We start from the raw sequence: 17,519 nt of genomic DNA, 5'->3' as shown, positions 1-17,519 counted from the left end.
TCCTCCGCCGCTCAGTGCAGCCGGATCGTCGTGTTCACCGGGCCGGCCGTCGTGTCGTCGTCGAACCAGCGCGCGGTGACCGTCTTCGTCTGCGTGTAGAACTGCACGACCTGCTTGCCGTACGGGCCGAGATCGCCGAGCTTCGAGCCTCGCGAGCCGGTGAAGCTGAAGAACGGCACCGGCACCGGGATCGGGATGTTGATGCCGACCTGGCCGACGTCGATCTCGCTCTGGAACTTGCGCGCGGCTGCGCCGCTCTGCGTGAAGATGCCCACGCCGTTGCCCATCGGGTTTGCGTTGACGAGCGCGATCGCCTCGTCGAGCGTGTCGACTTCCATCACGACCAGCACCGGCCCGAAGATTTCATGGGTGTAGACCGTCATCTCCGGCGTCACGCCCGAGAAGATCGTCGGCCCGATGAAGTTGCCTTCCTCGAAGCCGGCGACCTTCACGTCGCGGCCGTCGAGCTCGAGCTTCGCGCCTTCCTTGATGCCCGCGTCGATCAACGACAGGATGCGTGCCTTGGCGCCGCGCGACACGACCGGCCCGACGTCCGTGCCCGCTTGGGAGCCCGCGTTGACCTTCAGCGTCTGCGCTTTCGCGACGATGTCCGGCAGCCAGTCGCGCGCGCGGCCGACCAGCACCGCGACGGAGGTCGCCATGCAGCGCTGGCCCGCCGCGCCGAAGCCCGCGCCGACCAGCGCGTTGATCGCCTGCTCGCGGTTCGCGTCGGGCAGCAGGATCGCGTGGTTCTTCGCGCCCATCATCGCCTGCACGCGCTTGCCGTGCTGGCTGCCGAGGTTGTACACGTGCGTGCCGACGGCCGTCGAACCGACGAACGAGATCGCCTTCACGAGCGGATGCGTGCAGATCGCGTCGACCACTTCCTTGCCGCCGTGCACGACGTTCAGCACGCCCTTCGGCACGCCGGCCTCGATCGCGAGCTCGACGAGCTCCATCGTCGACATCGGGTCCTGCTCGGATGGTTTCAGCACGAACGTGTTGCCGCACACGATCGCCATCGGGAACATCCACAGCGGGATCATCGCGGGGAAGTTGAACGGCGTGATGCCCGCGCATACGCCGAGCGGCTGGCGCAGCGTGTAGGTGTCGACGCCGCCCGCGACGTTTTCGGCGAACTCGCCGAGCTGCAGCGTGCCGATCGAGCACGCGTGCTCGACCACCTCGAGGCCGCGGAAGATGTCGCCTTCGGCGTCGGGCAGCGTCTTGCCCTGCTCGGCGGTCAGCGTCTTCGCGATGCGCTGCAGGTTCGCGCGCACGAGATCCTGGAACTTCAGCATGATGCGCATGCGCGCGGCGATCGGCGTGTTCTTCCACGTCGCATACGCCTCCTGCGCGGCCTGCACGGCCGCGTCGACTTCCGCGACGGTCGCGAACGGCACGCGGGCGAGCACCTGCTGGGTCGCCGGGTTGACGATGTCGCGCCACTCGCTCGTGGTGGACTCGAGGAAAGCGCCGTCGATCAGCAGCTTGACCGTCGGCACGTCTTGCCCCGTGCGGGGCGTCGGATTCGCGTTCATCGATGCAATCTCCTTGCTGTGGACCGCGCGGCGCCGATGCCGCGCGGCCGGTTCAATCCAGCTGCGGGCGGCCGCCGCGGGATGCGGCGCGCGCGGCCCGCGGCCGGTCATTTCAGTTCGGCGGCGAAATCTTCTTCCCAGTATTCGCCGGGCATGCGCGTCGTCGCATCGTCGCCGCGCTCGATCTCGCGGCGGCGCAACTCGACGCGGCGGATCTTCCCCGAGATGGTCTTCGGCAGCTCGGCGAACTGCAGGCGGCGAATGCGCTTGTACGGCGCGAGCTTCTCGCGCGAGAAGCGGAAGATCTCCAGCGCGAGCGCCGGGCTTTCCTCGTAGCCCTGGCGCAGCGTGATGTAGGTCTTCGGCACCGACAGCCGCAGCGGGTCCGGGCTCGGCACGACGGCCGCCTCCGCGATCGCCGGATGCTCGATCAGCACGCTTTCCAGCTCGAACGGGCTCAGCCGGTAGTCGGACGACTTGAACACGTCGTCCGCGCGGCCGATGTACACGTAGTAGCCGTCGTCGCCGCGCATCGCGATGTCCGACGTGCGGTAATGGCCGTCGCGCATCGCATGGGCCGTCGCGTCGGGATTGTTCGCGTAGCCGTTCATCAGCCCGACCGGGCGCGATGCGCCCGCGCCGATCGGCAGCGCGACCTCGCCTTCGCTGACGGGCGCGCCGTCCGGGTCGAGCAGCGCGATCCGGTAGCCCGGCAGCGGCCGCCCCATCGAGCCGGCGACGACCGGCTGGCCCGGCGTGTTGCCGATCAGGCAGGTCGTCTCGGTCTGGCCGTAGCCGTCGCGAATCGTGATGCCCCACGCCTTCTTCACGCGCTCGATGATCTCGGGATTGAGCGGCTCGCCCGCGCCGACGATCTCGCGCAGCTTCACGTCGAACGACGCGAGCGGCTGCTGCACGAGCATCCGCCACACGGTCGGCGGCGCGCACAGCGTGGTCACCCGGTATTTGACGAGCGCATCGAGCACGACCTTCGGCTCGAAGCGCGCGTAGTTGAACGCGAACACGCACGCCTGCGCATTCCACGGCGCGAAGAAGCAGCTCCACGCATGCTTCGCCCAGCCCGGCGAGCTGATGTTCCAGTGGATGTCGCCGGGCTGCAGGCCGACCCAGTACATCGTCGACAGGTGCCCGACCGGATAGGTGCGGTGCGTATGCTCGACGAGCTTCGGCTTCGACGTCGTGCCCGACGTGAAGTACAGCAGCATCGTTTCGTTCGACTGCGTGACGGCGTCGGGGGTGAATACGTCGCTCGCCGCGTAGCCGTCGTTCATCGCAAGCCAGCCGTCGCGTGGCGCGCCGGCGACGATCTTGCGCCTCAGGCCGAGATCGGCCTGTTCGAACTTCGCGGTTTCGTTCTCGTCGACGATCGCGTATGTGGCGCCGCCGATTTGCACGCGGTCGCGCACGTCGTCGGCCGACAGCTGGGTAGTGGCGGGCAGCACGATCGCGCCGAGCTTCATCGCGGCGAGCATCGCGTCCCACAGCTCGACACGGTTCGGCAGCATCAGCAGGATCCGGTCGCCGCGCACGACGCCGATGCCGCGCAGCCAGTTCGCGATCCGCGACGAGCGCTCGGACATCTGCGCGAACGAATACGGGTCGCCCGTCCCGGTTGCCGCGTCGACGATCCACAGCGCGGGCTGGTCGTTGCCGCGCGCCATCGGGTCGAAGTAGTCGAGCGCCCAGTTGAACGCATCGAGCACCGGCCATTCGAAATCGCGGTAAGCGGTGTCGTAGTCGGTGCGATGGCGCAGCAGAAAGTCGCGTGCGTCCAGGAATGCCTGTACTGTCATCGTGTCGTCTCCAGTCTCCATGCCCAGCGGTCGACCGGCGCAGGCGCTGCAGCGCCCGTCCGGTTCCCTGTTGCGCCGCGCACGGTCACGTCGTTGCGTGCCGCGTTTGCCGCGCTGCCCTCGTGCCCTGCCTGTTTGCCTGCTTGTCGGTTCGCGTGGTGTTCGATGGAGCGCGCGCCGCGACTCAAAGCTGGCGCGCGATCACCATCCGCTGCACTTCGCTGGTGCCTTCGTAGATCTGCGTGATGCGCGCGTCGCGATAATGACGCTCGACTTCGTAATCGACGAGGTAGCCGTAGCCGCCGTGGATCTGGATCGCGTCGGAACACACGCGCTCGGCCATCTCGGACGCGAACAGCTTCGCCTGCGACGCCTCCGACAGGCACGGCAGCCCGGCCGTACGCAGCTTCGCCGCGTGATGCACGAGCAGGCGCGCCGCGTTGATCTGGGTGGCCATGTCGGCGAGCTTCTGCTGGATCGCCTGGTGCTCGGCGATCGGCTTGCCGAACTGCACGCGCTCGCCCGCATAGCGGCGCGCCTTGTCGAACGCGGCCCGCGCGATGCCGAGCGCCTGCGCGGCGATGCCGATTCGGCCGCCTTCGAGGTTCGACAGCGCGATCTTCAGCCCTTCGCCGCGATTGCCGAGCAGGTTTTCTTCCGGAATCGCGCAGTTCTCGAACGTGATCGCGCACGTGTCGGACGCGCGGATGCCCATCTTCTTCTCGGGTTTGCCGACGATGAAGCCCGGCGTGTCGGTCGGCACCAGGAACGCGGAAATGCCGCGCTTGCCGGCTTCCGGGTCGGTCATGGCAAAAACGATCGCGACGCCGGCGCGCTGGCCGTTGGTCACGAACTGCTTCGCGCCGTTCAGCACCCACTTGCCGTCGCGCAGTTCCGCCCGCGTGCGCAGGTTGTGCGCCTCGGAGCCGGCCTGCGGCTCGGTCAGGCAGAACGCGCCGATGATGCGGCCCGCCGCCATCTCGGCCAGCCAGCGATCCTTCTGCGCGGGCGTGCCGAAGCCGAGGATCGGCCCGCAGCCGACCGAGTTGTGCACGCTCATCATCGTCGCGCACGCGGCGTCGCCGGCAGCGATCTCCTCCATCGCCAGCGCGTAGGCGACGTAATCCGTATACGCGCCGCCCAGTTCCTGCGGCACGATCATCCCGAGCAGGCCGAGTTCGCCGAGCTGAGCGACGACGGCGTCCGGCAGGTGCGCGTCGTGGTCCCACTGCGCGGCGTTCGGGGCCAGCACCTCCGTGGCAAACGCGCGCGCGGCGTCGCGGATCATCCGCTGGTCTTCGGTGTAAAGCTCGTCCATGGCGCTGCTGTCTCCCGCGGCCGCGTGCGGCGACCGACCTTCCGTTTCGATGCAACAAGTGTAGGCAAGCACGCGCGACTGTTCGATGCTCGCCCCGCTCATTTACACTGAGCGTTTTTGCCATACCGGCGGCTTCGATGAAGCAGGAAGACAAGGGCACCGTCGCGATCAGCCTCGTCGCTTACAGCGTCGCGCTCGCAACCCGGCGCGGCGTCGCGGCCGAGCCGCTGCTCGCGCAGGCCGGCATCGCGCCCGCGCTGCTCGACCAGCCGCGCGCGCGGGTGTCCGCGCAGCAATACGGCGCGTTGTGGAACGCGATCGCGCGCGCGCTCGACGACGAGTTTTTCGGGCAGGACCGCCACCCGATGCGCAGCGGCAGCTTCATCGCGATGAGCCAGGCCGCGCTGTCCGCGCAAGACGGACTGCACGCGATGGCGCGCGCGGTGAATTTCCTGCACTGCGTGCTCGACGACCTGCACGCGGAGCTCGACGCCAATCCGCAGCGCGTGCGGCTGCGCTTCGTGCACCGCAACAGCGCCGCGGCGCCCGCGATGTTCACGTACGCGACCTATTTCATCATCGTGTACGGGCTCACCTGCTGGCTGATCGGGCGGCGCATCCCGGTGCTGCACGCGAGCTTCCGCTGCGACACGCCGCCGGCCGACCACGAATACCCGTCGATGCTGTGCGACGACATGCGGTTCAATCAACCCGATTCGTATGTCGATTTCGATCCCGAATTCGCGACGCTGCCGGTCGTGCAGAACGCGAAGACGCTGAAGACGTTCCTGCGCAACGCGCCGGCCAGCTTCATCGTCAAGTACCGCAACCCGAACGCGCTCGCGCAGCGCGTGCGCACGGTGCTGCGCGGGATGCCGCCTGCCGCGTGGCCCGGCGCGGGCGGGATGGCCGCGCGGCTGCACGTGGCCGAGGCGACGCTGCGCCGCAAGCTGCACCAGGAGGGCCACGCGTACCAGTCGATCAAGGACACGCTGCGGCGCGATCTCGCGTTCGAGGCGCTGGCCGATCCGTCGCGGACCATCGCCGACGTCGCGGCTGCTACCGGTTTCGCAGAACCGAGCGCGTTCTACCGCGCGTTTCGCAAATGGAGCGGGCGCAGCCCGGCCGAATACCGCGAAGAAGCGCTCGCGCGGGGCAACGGCGCCGGCTGAGTGCGCGGCCGGCTGCCCCGCCTTCGCGCTTTGCCCCGAAACCGCCTAATCTTCAAGCATCGGGCCAACGCCCTTTTCCGCGAGCCGGACGGCGTGCGGCCGCGCGCCGCCCGGACGCCCCGATGCCCATTCATCGTCATGGGCCGCCGTCATCGGCATCGCCCGACGGCCGCCCCCGTCACCCGCTGGTCGCGCGGGTCGCGCGCGCCGCGCTGTTCGCGGCGCTGCTCGTCGTATGCGCGGCGGTTGCGGCCCCGCCCCCCGCCAGCTCGCCCGCCGCCGCGCCACCGGTCATCGTGATTCCGGTCAACGGCGCGATCGGGCCGGCCAGCGCCGACTTCATCGTCCGATCGATCGAGCGCGCGGCGCACGACCACGCGCCGCTCGCGATCCTGCAGCTCGACACGCCCGGCGGGCTCGACACGTCGATGCGGCAGATCATCAAGGCAATCCTCGGCTCACCGGTGCCGGTGGCCGCGTTCGTCGCGCCCGGCGGCGCACGGGCCGCGAGCGCGGGCACTTATATCGTCTACGCGAGCCACGTCGCCGCGATGGCGCCCGGCACCAATCTCGGCGCGGCCTCGCCGGTGCAGTTCGGCATCGGCGGCGGCACGCCGGGTACGCCGGGTACGCCGGGTACGCCGGGTACGCCGGGTACACCGGGTACACCGGGCACGCCGCGGCCGTCGCCGGCCGGGACATCGGGCGCCGGCGGCGCCTCCGGCGCCTCGTCCACGCCCGTCGCGCTGCCGAACGACACACAGTCGACCGAGATCCGCAAGGCGACCCAGGACGCCGCCGCCTACATCCGCGGCCTCGCGCAGCTGCGCGGACGCAATGCCGAATGGGCCGAGCGCGCGGTGCGCGAAGCCGTGAGCCTGTCGGCGAACGAGGCGCGCGCGCAGCATGTCGTCGACCTGATCGCGCAGGATCCGGCCGACCTCGCGCGCCAGCTCGACGGCCGCACCGTGACGACCAGCGCCGGCACGCTGCACCTCGCGACCGCGCATGCGCCGCTCGTCGTGCTCGCACCCGACTGGCGCAGCCGCTTCCTGTCGATCATCGCCGATCCGAACGTCGCGCTGATCCTGCTCACGATCGGCATCTACGGACTGTTCTTCGAATTCGCGAACCCCGGCTTCGTGCTGCCGGGCCTCGCCGGCACCATCTGCCTGCTGGTCGGGCTGTTCGCGATGCAATTGCTGCCGGTCAGCTATGCGGGCCTGGGGCTCGTGCTGCTCGGTCTCGGCTGCCTCGTCGCCGAGGCGTTCCTGCCGACTTTCGGCGTGCTCGGTTTCGGCGGGATCGTGTCGTTCACGATCGGCGCGCTGATGCTGATCGACACCGACGTGCCCGGCTACGGGATTCCGTGGCCCGTGATCGCGAGCCTGGCGCTCGGCGGCGCGCTGTTCGTCGCCGTCGTATCGAGCGTCGCGCTGCGCGCGCGGCGGCGCCCGGTCGTGACGGGCGCCGAGGCGATGCTCGGCAGCATCGGCGAAGTGCTCGACGATGGGCTGCACCCGGATCAACCGATGGGCGCCAGCGGCGTCGCGCCGTCGGCCGCCGGCTGGGCGCGCGTGCACGGCGAGCGCTGGCGGGTCGCGAGCAGCGTGCCGCTCGCCGCCGGCTGTCACGTGCGCGTGACCGGCCGCCAGGGGCTGACGCTGACCGTCACGCCGCTCTACGACGTGCCCGGGCAGGCACAACCCCAAGGAGAACCTTCATGATCGGTTATACGTTCGGCTTCAGCAGCGTCCTGATCGTCTTCGTCGTGGTGCTCGTCGCGTCGTCGATCCGCATCTTCCGCGAGTACGAGCGCGGCGTCGTGTTCATGCTCGGCCGGTTCTGGAAAGTGAAGGGGCCGGGGCTCGTGCTGATCATCCCGATCGTCCAGCAGGTCGTGCGGATCGACCTGCGCACCGTCGTGTTCGACGTGCCGCCGCAGGACGTGATCACGCGCGACAACGTGTCGGTGAAGGTCAATGCGGTCGTGTATTTCCGCGTGGTCGATCCGGAAAAGGCCGTGATCCAGGTCGCGCGCTTCTTCGACGCGACCAGCCAGCTCTCGCAGACGACGCTGCGTTCGGTGCTCGGCAAGCACGAGCTCGACGCGCTGCTCGCCGAGCGCGAGCAGCTGAACGCCGACATCCAGAAGACGCTCGACGCGCAGACCGATGCGTGGGGGATCAAGGTATCGACGGTCGAGATCAAGCACGTCGACCTGAACGAGACGATGGTGCGCGCGATCGCGCGGCAGGCCGAGGCCGAGCGCGAGCGGCGCGCGAAGGTGATTCATGCGGAAGGCGAACTGCAGGCGTCGGAGAAGCTGCTGCAGGCCGCGCAGCGGCTCGCGCTGCAGCCGCAGGCGATGCAGCTGCGCTACCTGCAGACGCTGACGACGATCGCGGCCGACAAGAACTCGACGATCGTGTTTCCGCTGCCGATCGATCTGCTGGGGTCGCTGCTGGATCGGTTGGGGGTGAAGCGGGAGCCTTGAGACGCGCGTGTGCCGGCTCGCACGAGGCCACGGCCGATGCGGATGGACGCGGGGCCGCGGCGGCCCGGCGCCCGGCCCGCGTCAGGCCAGCAGCTTGCGCTCGGTCTTGCCGTACTTGATCGACTTCTCGTCCGGGATCATCAGGCCCGTGTGCTCGTCGCGACCCTGCAGCAGGAAGCGCGCGTTCGGCTTGCCGATCTGTTCGGCCGCGAGCGTGCTGTCCGCGCCAATCTCGCCCTTCTTCATCCGGTTGACGATCACGCCGGCCGCGGTGTCCTTGAAATCGCGCAGCATCCACGCGTCGCCGTCACTGTCGCCGAACACCAGCAGCGGGCCGTAACCCTTCTTCGACGCGAGGACGTTGCGGATGCCCACCGTCTTGCCGGGCCCCCAGTTGAAATGCCAACCGGCCGGATAGGTGCTCGTGTACCTGCCGTCCTGCATGTCGAGACGCAGGCCGATCACGTTCTCGGGCGCCACGCCGTAGCCATAGTTCGGATTGCCGGCGAACACGCGCACGACGTCGTCGAGCGACGCGGTGCTCACGTACACGTCGATGCCGTTCGCACGCAGCGTATGCATCACCGCGCGGATTTCCTCGTGAATGCGGATGCCGTGGAAATGGGTATCGGCCACCACGCCGGCCTTGCCCGGCAGCGCCTTCGGGCTTTCGTAGCGAACCTTGCGCAGCGCGTCGCCGATACCGTAGTTGTTCGACGCTTCCGCCATCGCCTGCAGCTCGGCGGTCGTCATGTTCTTGTAGAAGTAGATGATCCACTTGTAGCCGACTTCGAGCGGATGCGTGTCGCAGATCGCGTCGTACATGAAGTACAGCTTCGCGCGAAAATCCTTGAACTGGTCGGTCTCGCGAATCTCGTCGAGGCTCTTGTCGCCGCCGAAGCCCTTGTAGTTCGCATGGAGCCAGCGGTAGTCGGACTCGACGTCGGCGGCGAGGTCCTCCATCGTCACCGGCTTGCCGTCGACGGTCGTGTAGTCCTTCATGAACGTGCCCTTCGGCACGTCCTTCCACATCACGGCGACGAACTCGTCCGGCGTCAGCTTGTACTGCAGATGGTTGATCTGGTACATCAGCAACGCCTCTTCGCAGTCGTTCATGATGCACGTGTTGTCCCAGTCGAACACCGCATACGGGCGGCGCTTTCCATCGTAGCGCGCGCTCGCGACGCCATGCTGGTCGAGCACCGCCTGCAGGCGCGCGGCGTTGAACGGCGACCAGCGGCCCGGATCCAGCGTGTCCGGCGCGATTGCGCTCTTCGCGCCGGCGATGCCGGCCTTGAGCATGAGCGGCGTCGCGGCGGTCGCCGCGGCAAGGGTGTTCATGAACCGGCGGCGTTGCATGGTCTCTCTCTCCGTTGAAATGCCGAATCGGCTTCGGTCGCTGCCCCGCGCGACGCGCGGCACACCGGCCCGGCGAAGCCGCAAAGGCTTCGAATAGGGGCGGATGATGTGACGAAATTATTTCGGCAATTTGACAGCGTCGCGCCGCGACACGACGGAGAGTTGATCCGGCGCGACATGCCTGGCCCGCGCCGGAACCTCGCGTGGTGCTCCCGGCCGGCTCCTCCGCTCGGGACGCGGGCGCAGCAGCGGGCCGGCCGGCCCGACCGACCGACCGACCGACGGAAACCTAGAGCTTCTCCTCCATTTCGGCGCTCCCTTAGGAGAAGTCCTCATCTCCGGGGGGCTGGCACGCGACGTCGAACCGGCTATGATCGTTACATCAATCAATGGCACATTAAATGCTGACTGAATAATTCGCCCAAGATCGCTGGCGGATGCGTTCCGGATCAGCGCCCCAGCCTTGCACAGGACTCGCGTCGCGCCGACACGCAAACGCGGGCCGACACATGGAGACGCATCATGGCCGATCACCCGCTGCCGGAAGTCCACCTCGACGAGCTGCCGCAATTCCGAGCGGTCCAGCAGCTTGCCTACCGCTGCGTCGAGACCGTCGGCGCGATGCTCTATCCCGGCATCACCGAGAAGGAAGCCGCACGCCTGCTGACCGAATGGCTGCAGGACCACGGCGTGCACGACTGGCTGCACAAGCCGTTCGCGTGGTTCGGCGAGCGCACCGCGTTCGAGGGCTTCTCCGGCCTCAAGCACATGGGCGGCTTCAACCTCGCGTTCTTCCCGAGCCACCGCCAGCTCGAAACCGACATGCCGGTGATCCTCGATGTCGCGCCCGTGCTCGACGGGGTCGTCGCGGACGTCGGCTACGCGCACTGCCTCGGTCGCAACCCGATCCTCGACCAGCTGCAGGACGACCTGATGGACCATCGCGACATGATCGTGCGGCTCGTGAAGGCGCGCCGCCCGATGGCCGAGGTCGCGCAGGCGGTCGACGCGCTGTGCCGCCGCCAGGGCGTCGAGCCGCGCCACAAGGCGTATCCGTTCAAGGTGCTCGCGCATCGCGTCGCGAAGATCCACAAGCCGTCGAAACCGCGCTTCGTCGCGCGCTTCGGGCTGAACGCGACGCGCAACCTGCTGCTCGACCAGGGCCGCGCGGCGAAGCAGCAGGGTTGGTCGCCGCTGTGGTCGATCGACCGCCGCTCCGAACATGCGCCCGTGCCGGGCCTGTGGGCCGTCGAGCCGCATCTCGGCTTCGCCGGCGTCGGCGCGAAATTCGAGGAACTGCTGGTGATCACCGACGACGACGCGTACTGGCTCGACGACGACCTGCCGCACGTGCGCCGCCGGCAGCGCCGCCAGGCCGAACGCGCGCAGGCGGTCGCGGCTGTGCCGGCCGCTGCGTGACGCATCCGCGTCGCACCTTCCTGCGAATCCCCGAAGCCCCGAATCCCTGAACGACGGACTCACGATGCAGCCTCTTTCCGACGAAGCGCCGCTGGCCCTGTTCGAATTGCTTCACAGCGAGACGGCCGTCGCCTCCGGCGACCTGACGCTCGCGGTCAGGACCTGGGGCGACCCGCCCCGCTCGCCGGTCGTGCTCGTGCACGGCTATCCCGACGACAGCAGCGTCTGGCAGCAGGTCGCGCCGCTGCTCGCCCGCAAGCACTACGTGATCGCCTACGACGTGCGCGGCGCGGGCCTGTCCGGCGTGCCGAAGCGCACGGCCGACTACCACCTCGCGAAGCTGACCGACGACTTCATCGCGGTGATCGACACGCTCTGCCCCGGCCGCGCGGTGCACCTGATCGCGCACGACTGGGGCTCGATCCAGGGCTGGGAATTCGTCACGGATCCGCGGCTCGCCGGCCGCATTGCGTCATACACGTCATGCTCGGGGCCGTGCCTCGACCACGTCGGCTTCTGGCTGCGCGAACGCGTGCTGCGGCCGACCCCCGCATCGTTGGCCAAGCTCGGCGGCCAGCTCGTGCGCTCGTGGTACGTGGCCCTGTTCCACCTGCCGTTCATCCCCGAGCTGAGCTGGCGGCTGTGGCTCGGCCGCGCATGGCCGGGCCTGCTGCGCCGGGTCGAGAAAACGCCGATCGCCCCGCGCGCGACGCAGGCCGACGACGGCGCGCACGGCGTGCGCCTCTATCGCGCGAACTTCATCCGCTGCCTGTTCGCGCCGCGCGAGCGCTACGCGCACGCTCCCGTGCAGACGATCGTGCCGCTCGACGACAAGTATGTGAGTCCGGCGCTGTCGGAAAACCTGTCGCGCTGGGTGCCGCAGTATTACCGGCGCGAAGTGGCGGCCGGCCACTGGCTGCCGCTCGCCGATCCCGCGCGCTTCGCGGGGCTCGCCGAGCAGCTGATCGACGCGGTCGAATCGGGCGAAGAGCCGCCTGCGCTCGCGAACGCACGCCGGCGCGCCACCAGCGGCCGCTTCAGCGGCAAGGTCGTGGTCGTCACCGGCGCGGGCAGCGGCATCGGCCGCTGCGCGGCGCTCGCGTTCGCCCGCGAAGGCGCGACCGTCGTCGCGTGCGATATCGAGCTCGCGAGCGCCGAGCGCACCGCGCTGCTGCTCGGGCTGATCGGCGCGCAGGCCTACGCGAAATGCGTGGACGTCGGGTCCGCCGACGAGATGGAAGCGCTCGCGACATGGGTCGGCAGCGAACTCGGCGGCGCGGACGTCGTGATCAACAACGCGGGCATCGGCATGGCCGGCGGCATTCTCGACACCACCGCCCACCACTGGGAGCGCATCCTGCACGTGAACCTGTGGGGCGTGATCCACGGCTCGCGGCTGTTCGCCCGGCAGATGGCCGCGCGCGGCACCGGCGGCCACATCGTCAACACCGCGTCGGCCGCCGCGTTCGGGCCGTCGCGCGACCTGCCCGCATACGCGACGACGAAAGCCGCCGTGCTGATGCTCAGCGAATGCATGCGCGCGGAACTCGCGGAGAAAAGCATTGGCGTGACGGCCGTGTGCCCGGGCTTCGCGGAAACCGGAATCATGGCGTCGACGCAATACGCGGGCGCCAACGCTCAGGACGAGGCACGGCTGCGCAAACGCGCGACGAAGCTGTACCAGATGCGCGGCCTGAAGCCCGAGACCGTCGCGCAGGCAATCGTCGACGGCGTGCTGCGCAACCGGCCGGTCGTGGCGGTGGGCGCCGAGGCGCATGCGCTGCGCGTCGTCGGCCGCTTCATGCCGTGGCTCGGCCGGATGCTCGCCCGCATCGGCATGGCATCGCATTGACGGCGCAGGCCACCGCACAGAAACGGAGACACAGATGACCGCCACCGCCGACTATCACCCGATCAAGGCCCGGCACGTGAAGTTCGACTTCAGCGACACGCCGATCACGTGGGTGCCGAACGATCCGTGCAGCACGCATATCATCAACACGCTGAACCTGCTGTTCCCGGAAGGCGAGCTGTGGTTCTGCCGCGTGTACAACAAGGCGCTGCCGCACATCACCGATGCACGCCTGCGCGAGGAAGCCGAAGGCTTCCTGCGCCAGGAAGCCGTGCATTCGCGCTCGCACGGCGGCGTGCTCAAGCATTACTACGACCGGCACGGGATCGACACGAAGCCGTTCACGCGGAAGCTGAACTGGCTGTTCACGCGCGCGCTCGGCGAAGCGCCGTTCGGGCTGAAGATCGGCCACACGCGCTTCTGGCTGCGGCAACAACTCGCGGTGATCGCGTCGCTCGAACATTTCTTCGGCTATCTCGGCAACTGGGTGCTCAATGCGCACGGGCTGGAAGAAGGCGGCGCCGATCCGACGATGGTCGACCTGCTGCGCTGGCACGGCGCAGAGGAAGTCGAGCACCGCACCGTCGCGTTCGACATCTACAACCACGTGGGCGGCAATTACCCGGAGCGCTGCCTGCACATGGCGTTCGTGATCGCGCTGCTGCTCTACTTCATCACGAGCGGCGCAAGGTTCATGTACCGGCGCGACCCGGCCGCGGGCCGCTATCCGGGTTTCGTGCTGTCGTGGTGGAAGGGTTCGCGGCGCGGCCACCTGCCGTCGTTCTGGAAAGTGATCGGCGCGGCGCTGCGCTATTTCAAGCCGGGCTATACGCCGCACCATGAAGGCTCGACCGAGCAGGCACTCGCGTATCTGGCCCGCTCGCCCGCCGCGCAGGCGGCCGCGCACGGCGGCAACTGGGGCACGACGAAGGGCCCGTGAACGGATGCCCGAGCGAGGCCGGCGGCGGCTTTGTCACGACCTCGGCGGGCGGCGCCCGCCGAAAGTGCGTACAATCGCGGCTTCATTTCCCGGAGGTGCCGCGATGGCCATGAAGAAAACCGATCTAGAAAAGAACAAGGCGCTCAAGCTGACGCAAGCGATGAAGCAGTCGAACACCGCGCGCTTCGGCAAGGGTGCCGAGGAAGCGCCGAAGCTCGATCGCCGCGCGCAGCGCAAGCTCGACCAGGAACAGGGGCTCGTGCCGTTCGCGTGCAAGCTCAACGCCGATCTCGTCGAACAGCTGAAGGCGCGCGCCGCCACGCACCCGGAAGGGATGACGGGCCTGCTGTCCGAACTGCTCGTGAACGGCCTCGCCCAACGCGACGCGTGATCGCCACGCATCTCGAAAATAGTCGTTGACAACGCAGGACGACATCGACAAACTCGTTCGCATGCCTACGTTCAAGCACATCGCCATCGCGAAACATTGCTCGATGAACATTCGAAAGAATGGGTCACGGGAGGCGCTTGTGCGTTAGCATCCGAGCAGTACCGCATGTCACACAAGGCCTCACCGGAAACGGATGAGGCCTTTTTGTTCTGGTGCGCGTCATCCGTCCGGCTCAACGAATGGAGCAGACGATGGACCAGGCAAGCCCGTTGTTCGACCGTCCCGATACGCGCCGCAGTGGCGCGATCACGTTACCGACCGTCGTGATCCGCTTCGCGGTCGCGCCGCGCACGACCCTGACCTGGCGCGCGCCGAGCGATGCGGAAATTCGTGCGCACGGCGCGCCGCTGTGGATCACGCGGCCGCCGAGCGTCGACGATTACTGGGTACAACCCGGCGACGTGCTGCGCATCGCGCGCGGCGATCGCATCTGGCTCGGCACCGATGACGGCCGCGCGGCCGAAGCGTCGATCACGACGGCGTACGTGCGGCGCGGCGAACGGCTCAGACGCACGCTCGCGCAAGTGCAACGTTTGCTCGTCGGACGATGGCGAAGAAGGGATTGACGATGCGTGCTGACGCGCGCAACGAGGCACCGGCGCGCGCGAAATTACCGCATCCGGAAACGGACGCACCGGCGGCGCACTGCGTCGCCGGTGCGCATCGAATCACGCGGCACGCCAATGCATGCCGCGCGCGATCGCGCGCCGTGCGCAACAACCGTCACCTGCATTGCATGCATCAGGTTCAGGTGCTGGCGGCGAGACGCGGGCCCGTGCCACGGGGAGCGGAATCAAGATCGGGGCGTTGCGCGGCATGCGAGGTCACCCACGGGTCGATGCCTTGTTTTTGCACTTCCTCGAGAAATGACACGCGTGTACGCCAGTAATCCGCCTGTAATTTCGCATCGATGACGCGCTGTTCGGCTGCGAACAGTTCCATGCGCGCCGTCACGAGCATCGACGCAGCGGTTTTTTCCGGCGTGGGGGCGTGCCGCATCGCCCAACGGCTGATCCAGTTCAACATGCTGACCTCCGTGAATACGGACGAACCCGCATCGGGCAATCGCAACCGGTCGCGCCTGCCCGAATGCGCAGCGACCGTCACCACACTTCACCGCCTGGCCTGCACGGACTGCGACTCCCCCGCGTCGGCAATAACCGGCCGGCGTGTGTGCGCGGTGTATCTATCCTAGAAAGACTTGCCGGTTTACGCGATGACCTCTTGCAATCTTTTACACAGAAACCACAGTCGCGCCGGCATCGAGAAATGACAGTTGCGGACGGGACGGCTTCGGAGCAGGATAGCCCGATATCTGCAACCGCCCGGACCGACGAACGGCCGCCGAACGCCTCTGCGCGAACGCGCCGGCCACGCGCGCGCGTTCGCGTATGCGGTGCGCCGGCCCCGCGTTCGTCCAGCATGCGGGCGCTCCATGGCAGTCGCATGTCATCGTGCGGCGTCCGCTCGCCCCTCATGCCGTTGCGCCCGCATCGGCCGACACGGCCCGCCCGCCATCGAATCGTTTCCATCCGTTCTACCTGCCCGCTTCGTCCAAACCGGTAAAATGCGCGCCTTCCACGCGCGGCCGGCCTGTCCGACCGTTCGCGCGAACGCAGCCGATCGTGCCCCGCAACTATATCGTCCGAGCTATCCGCGCTATTACAATCCGCCGATAGCGCGGCAATAGTGGCTGGTTACAGTACGCCGGCCGCGCGCTGCCGTTACAACAATTCGGCACAAACAACAAGCAACACGACAACCCGACCGGAGAAACGCCTTCATGGAATCCATCAAGCGGTATTTCGGCTTCGCTGAAGCCGGCACCGACTTCCGCACCGAAATACTCGCGGGCGTCACCACGTTCCTGACGATGGCCTACATCATCTTCGTCAACCCGGCGATCCTCGGCGACGCCGGCATGCCGAAGGAATCCGTGTTCGTCGCGACCTGCCTCGTCGCGGCGCTGGCGTCGCTCATCATGGGGCTGTACGCGAACTACCCGATCGCCTGCGCGCCGGGCATGGGCCTGAACGCGTATTTCGCATACACGGTCGTCAAGGGGATGGGCTTCACGTGGCAAGCCGCGCTCGGCGCGGTGTTCATCTCCGGCTGCCTGTTCCTGCTCGTCACGCTGTTCCGCGTGCGCGAGGCGATCGTCAACGGCATTCCGAAATCGCTGCGCATCTCGATCACCGCCGGCATCGGCCTGTTCCTCGGCATCATCTCGCTGAAGACCTCCGGCGTGATCGTCGGCAACCCGGCCACGCTCGTCACGCTCGGCGACCTGCACAAGCACGACACGATCCTCGCGATCGTCGGCTTCTTCACGATCGTCACGCTCGACCATCTGCGCGTACGCGGCGCGATCCTGATCGGCATCATCGGCGTGACGATCCTGTCGTTCTTCTTCGGCGGCAACCAGTTCCACGGCGTGTTCTCCGCACCGCCGTCGATCGACGCGACGCTGTTCAAGCTCGACATCGGCGCCGCACTGTCGACCGGCATCATCAACGTGATCCTCGTGTTCTTCCTCGTCGAGCTGTTCGACGCGACCGGCACGCTGATGGGCGTCGCGAACCGCGCGGGCCTGCTCGTCGAAGGCAAGATGAACCGCCTGAACAAGGCGCTGCTCGCCGACAGCACCGCGATCGTCGCGGGCTCGGTACTCGGCACATCGTCGACCACCGCGTATATCGAAAGCGCGTCGGGCGTGCAGGCCGGCGGCCGCACGGGCGTGACGGCGATCACCGTCGCGGTGCTGTTCCTCGCGTGCCTGTTCATCGCGCCGCTCGCCGGCGTCGTGCCGGCCTACGCGACCGCGCCTGCGTTGCTGTACGTGTCGTGCCTGATGCTGCGCGAGATGGTGGACGTGCCGTGGGACGATGCGACCGAAGCCGTGCCGGCCGCCCTGACCGCGCTGCTGATGCCGTTCACGTACTCGATCGCGAATGGCGTCGCGTTCGGCTTCATCTCGTATGGCGGCCTGAAGCTGCTGACGGGCCAGGCCCGCACGGTCAAGCCGGTCGGGTGGATCATCGCGGCCGTGTTCCTGTTCCGCTTCTTCTATCTCGGCAGCGAGTGACGCACGCGCATCGGTGCGATGCGCGATGAAACCACGCCACCTTCGGGTGGCGTTTTTGTTGGGGCTACGCG

At 68.0% G+C, this 17,519-nt stretch carries 14 protein-coding genes; 9 read left to right on the top strand and 5 right to left on the bottom strand.

From position 1 onward, the window contains the following. Positions 1–11 precede the first annotated feature (11 nt). The 3 genes from FFI87_RS20050 to FFI87_RS20035 form a co-directional block, all read right to left on the bottom strand. Complete coding sequence (locus FFI87_RS20050; protein WP_138849384.1) at positions 12–1,541, bottom strand: CoA-acylating methylmalonate-semialdehyde dehydrogenase; 1,530 nt, start codon at positions 1,539–1,541, stop codon at positions 12–14. Between the two features lie 107 nt (positions 1,542–1,648). Continuing rightward, entirely contained in the window at positions 1,649–3,355 is a 1,707-nt protein-coding gene (locus FFI87_RS20045) for an AMP-binding protein (RefSeq protein ID WP_012366632.1), read from the bottom strand. A 184-nt stretch (positions 3,356–3,539) separates the two neighbouring features. Further along, positions 3,540–4,673, bottom strand: coding sequence for an acyl-CoA dehydrogenase family protein (locus FFI87_RS20035; RefSeq protein ID WP_012366633.1), 1,134 nt, complete (start codon positions 4,671–4,673; stop codon positions 3,540–3,542). Between the two features lie 137 nt (positions 4,674–4,810). Here FFI87_RS20035 and FFI87_RS20030 point away from each other — a divergent pair, with 137 nt between their 5' ends. The 3 genes from FFI87_RS20030 to FFI87_RS20020 all read left to right on the top strand — a co-directional run bounded on the left by FFI87_RS20030 (position 4,811) and on the right by FFI87_RS20020 (position 8,342). Then, positions 4,811–5,845 carry an AraC family transcriptional regulator gene (locus FFI87_RS20030; RefSeq protein WP_012366634.1) on the top strand — a complete coding sequence of 345 codons (1,035 nt, stop codon included), beginning with the start codon at positions 4,811–4,813 and terminating at the stop codon, positions 5,843–5,845. Positions 5,846–5,967: 122 nt separating this feature from the next. After that, entirely contained in the window at positions 5,968–7,572 is a 1,605-nt protein-coding gene (locus FFI87_RS20025) for an NfeD family protein (protein WP_138849385.1), read from the top strand. Beyond that, entirely contained in the window at positions 7,569–8,342 is a 774-nt protein-coding gene (locus tag FFI87_RS20020) for a slipin family protein (protein WP_012366636.1), read from the top strand. The genes FFI87_RS20025 and FFI87_RS20020 overlap by 4 nt, the downstream gene beginning before the upstream one ends. Before the next feature lie 81 nt (positions 8,343–8,423). Here FFI87_RS20020 and FFI87_RS20015 read toward each other — a convergent pair whose 3' ends face one another. Continuing rightward, on the bottom strand, positions 8,424–9,701 hold the full coding sequence (locus FFI87_RS20015; protein WP_138849386.1) for a haloacid dehalogenase-like hydrolase: 1,278 nt from the start codon (positions 9,699–9,701) through the stop codon (positions 8,424–8,426). Between the two features lie 522 nt (positions 9,702–10,223). On the opposite strand from FFI87_RS20015, the gene FFI87_RS20010 reads away from it, so the two are divergent. The 5 genes from FFI87_RS20010 (at position 10,224) to FFI87_RS19990 (ending at position 14,929) form a co-directional block, all read left to right on the top strand. Next, complete coding sequence (locus tag FFI87_RS20010; protein WP_012366638.1) at positions 10,224–11,120, top strand: M24 family metallopeptidase; 897 nt, start codon at positions 10,224–10,226, stop codon at positions 11,118–11,120. Positions 11,121–11,184: 64 nt separating this feature from the next. Then, on the top strand, positions 11,185–12,972 hold the full coding sequence (locus FFI87_RS20005) for an SDR family oxidoreductase (RefSeq protein WP_138849387.1): 1,788 nt from the start codon (positions 11,185–11,187) through the stop codon (positions 12,970–12,972). Positions 12,973–13,006: 34 nt separating this feature from the next. Next, the gene (locus FFI87_RS20000; RefSeq protein WP_138849388.1) at positions 13,007–13,912 is read left to right on the top strand and encodes a metal-dependent hydrolase; all 906 of its coding nucleotides are present in this window, start codon (positions 13,007–13,009) and stop codon (positions 13,910–13,912) included. Positions 13,913–14,015: 103 nt separating this feature from the next. Beyond that, positions 14,016–14,303 (top strand): hypothetical protein, encoded by a 288-nt coding sequence (locus FFI87_RS19995; protein WP_138849389.1) that lies wholly within the window; start codon positions 14,016–14,018, stop codon positions 14,301–14,303. Positions 14,304–14,554: 251 nt separating this feature from the next. Beyond that, positions 14,555–14,929 carry a DUF2917 domain-containing protein gene (locus FFI87_RS19990; RefSeq protein WP_138849390.1) on the top strand — a complete coding sequence of 125 codons (375 nt, stop codon included), beginning with the start codon at positions 14,555–14,557 and terminating at the stop codon, positions 14,927–14,929. Between the two features lie 181 nt (positions 14,930–15,110). Here the strand turns inward: FFI87_RS19990 and FFI87_RS19985 are convergent, their stop codons facing one another. Beyond that, complete coding sequence (locus tag FFI87_RS19985) at positions 15,111–15,389, bottom strand: hypothetical protein (RefSeq protein WP_006757698.1); 279 nt, start codon at positions 15,387–15,389, stop codon at positions 15,111–15,113. 757 nt (positions 15,390–16,146) lie between these two features. Here FFI87_RS19985 and FFI87_RS19975 point away from each other — a divergent pair. Further along, a complete protein-coding gene (locus tag FFI87_RS19975) occupies positions 16,147–17,448 on the top strand; it encodes an NCS2 family permease (protein WP_138849391.1) in 1,302 nt (433 codons plus the stop codon). Positions 17,449–17,519 lie beyond the last annotated feature (71 nt).

Origin of the sequence: Burkholderia sp. KBS0801 (genome assembly GCF_005937855.2) — a bacterium.
GTDB lineage: Bacteria > Pseudomonadota > Gammaproteobacteria > Burkholderiales > Burkholderiaceae > Burkholderia > Burkholderia ambifaria.
This window is presented reverse-complemented; position numbering and strand designations above follow the sequence as displayed.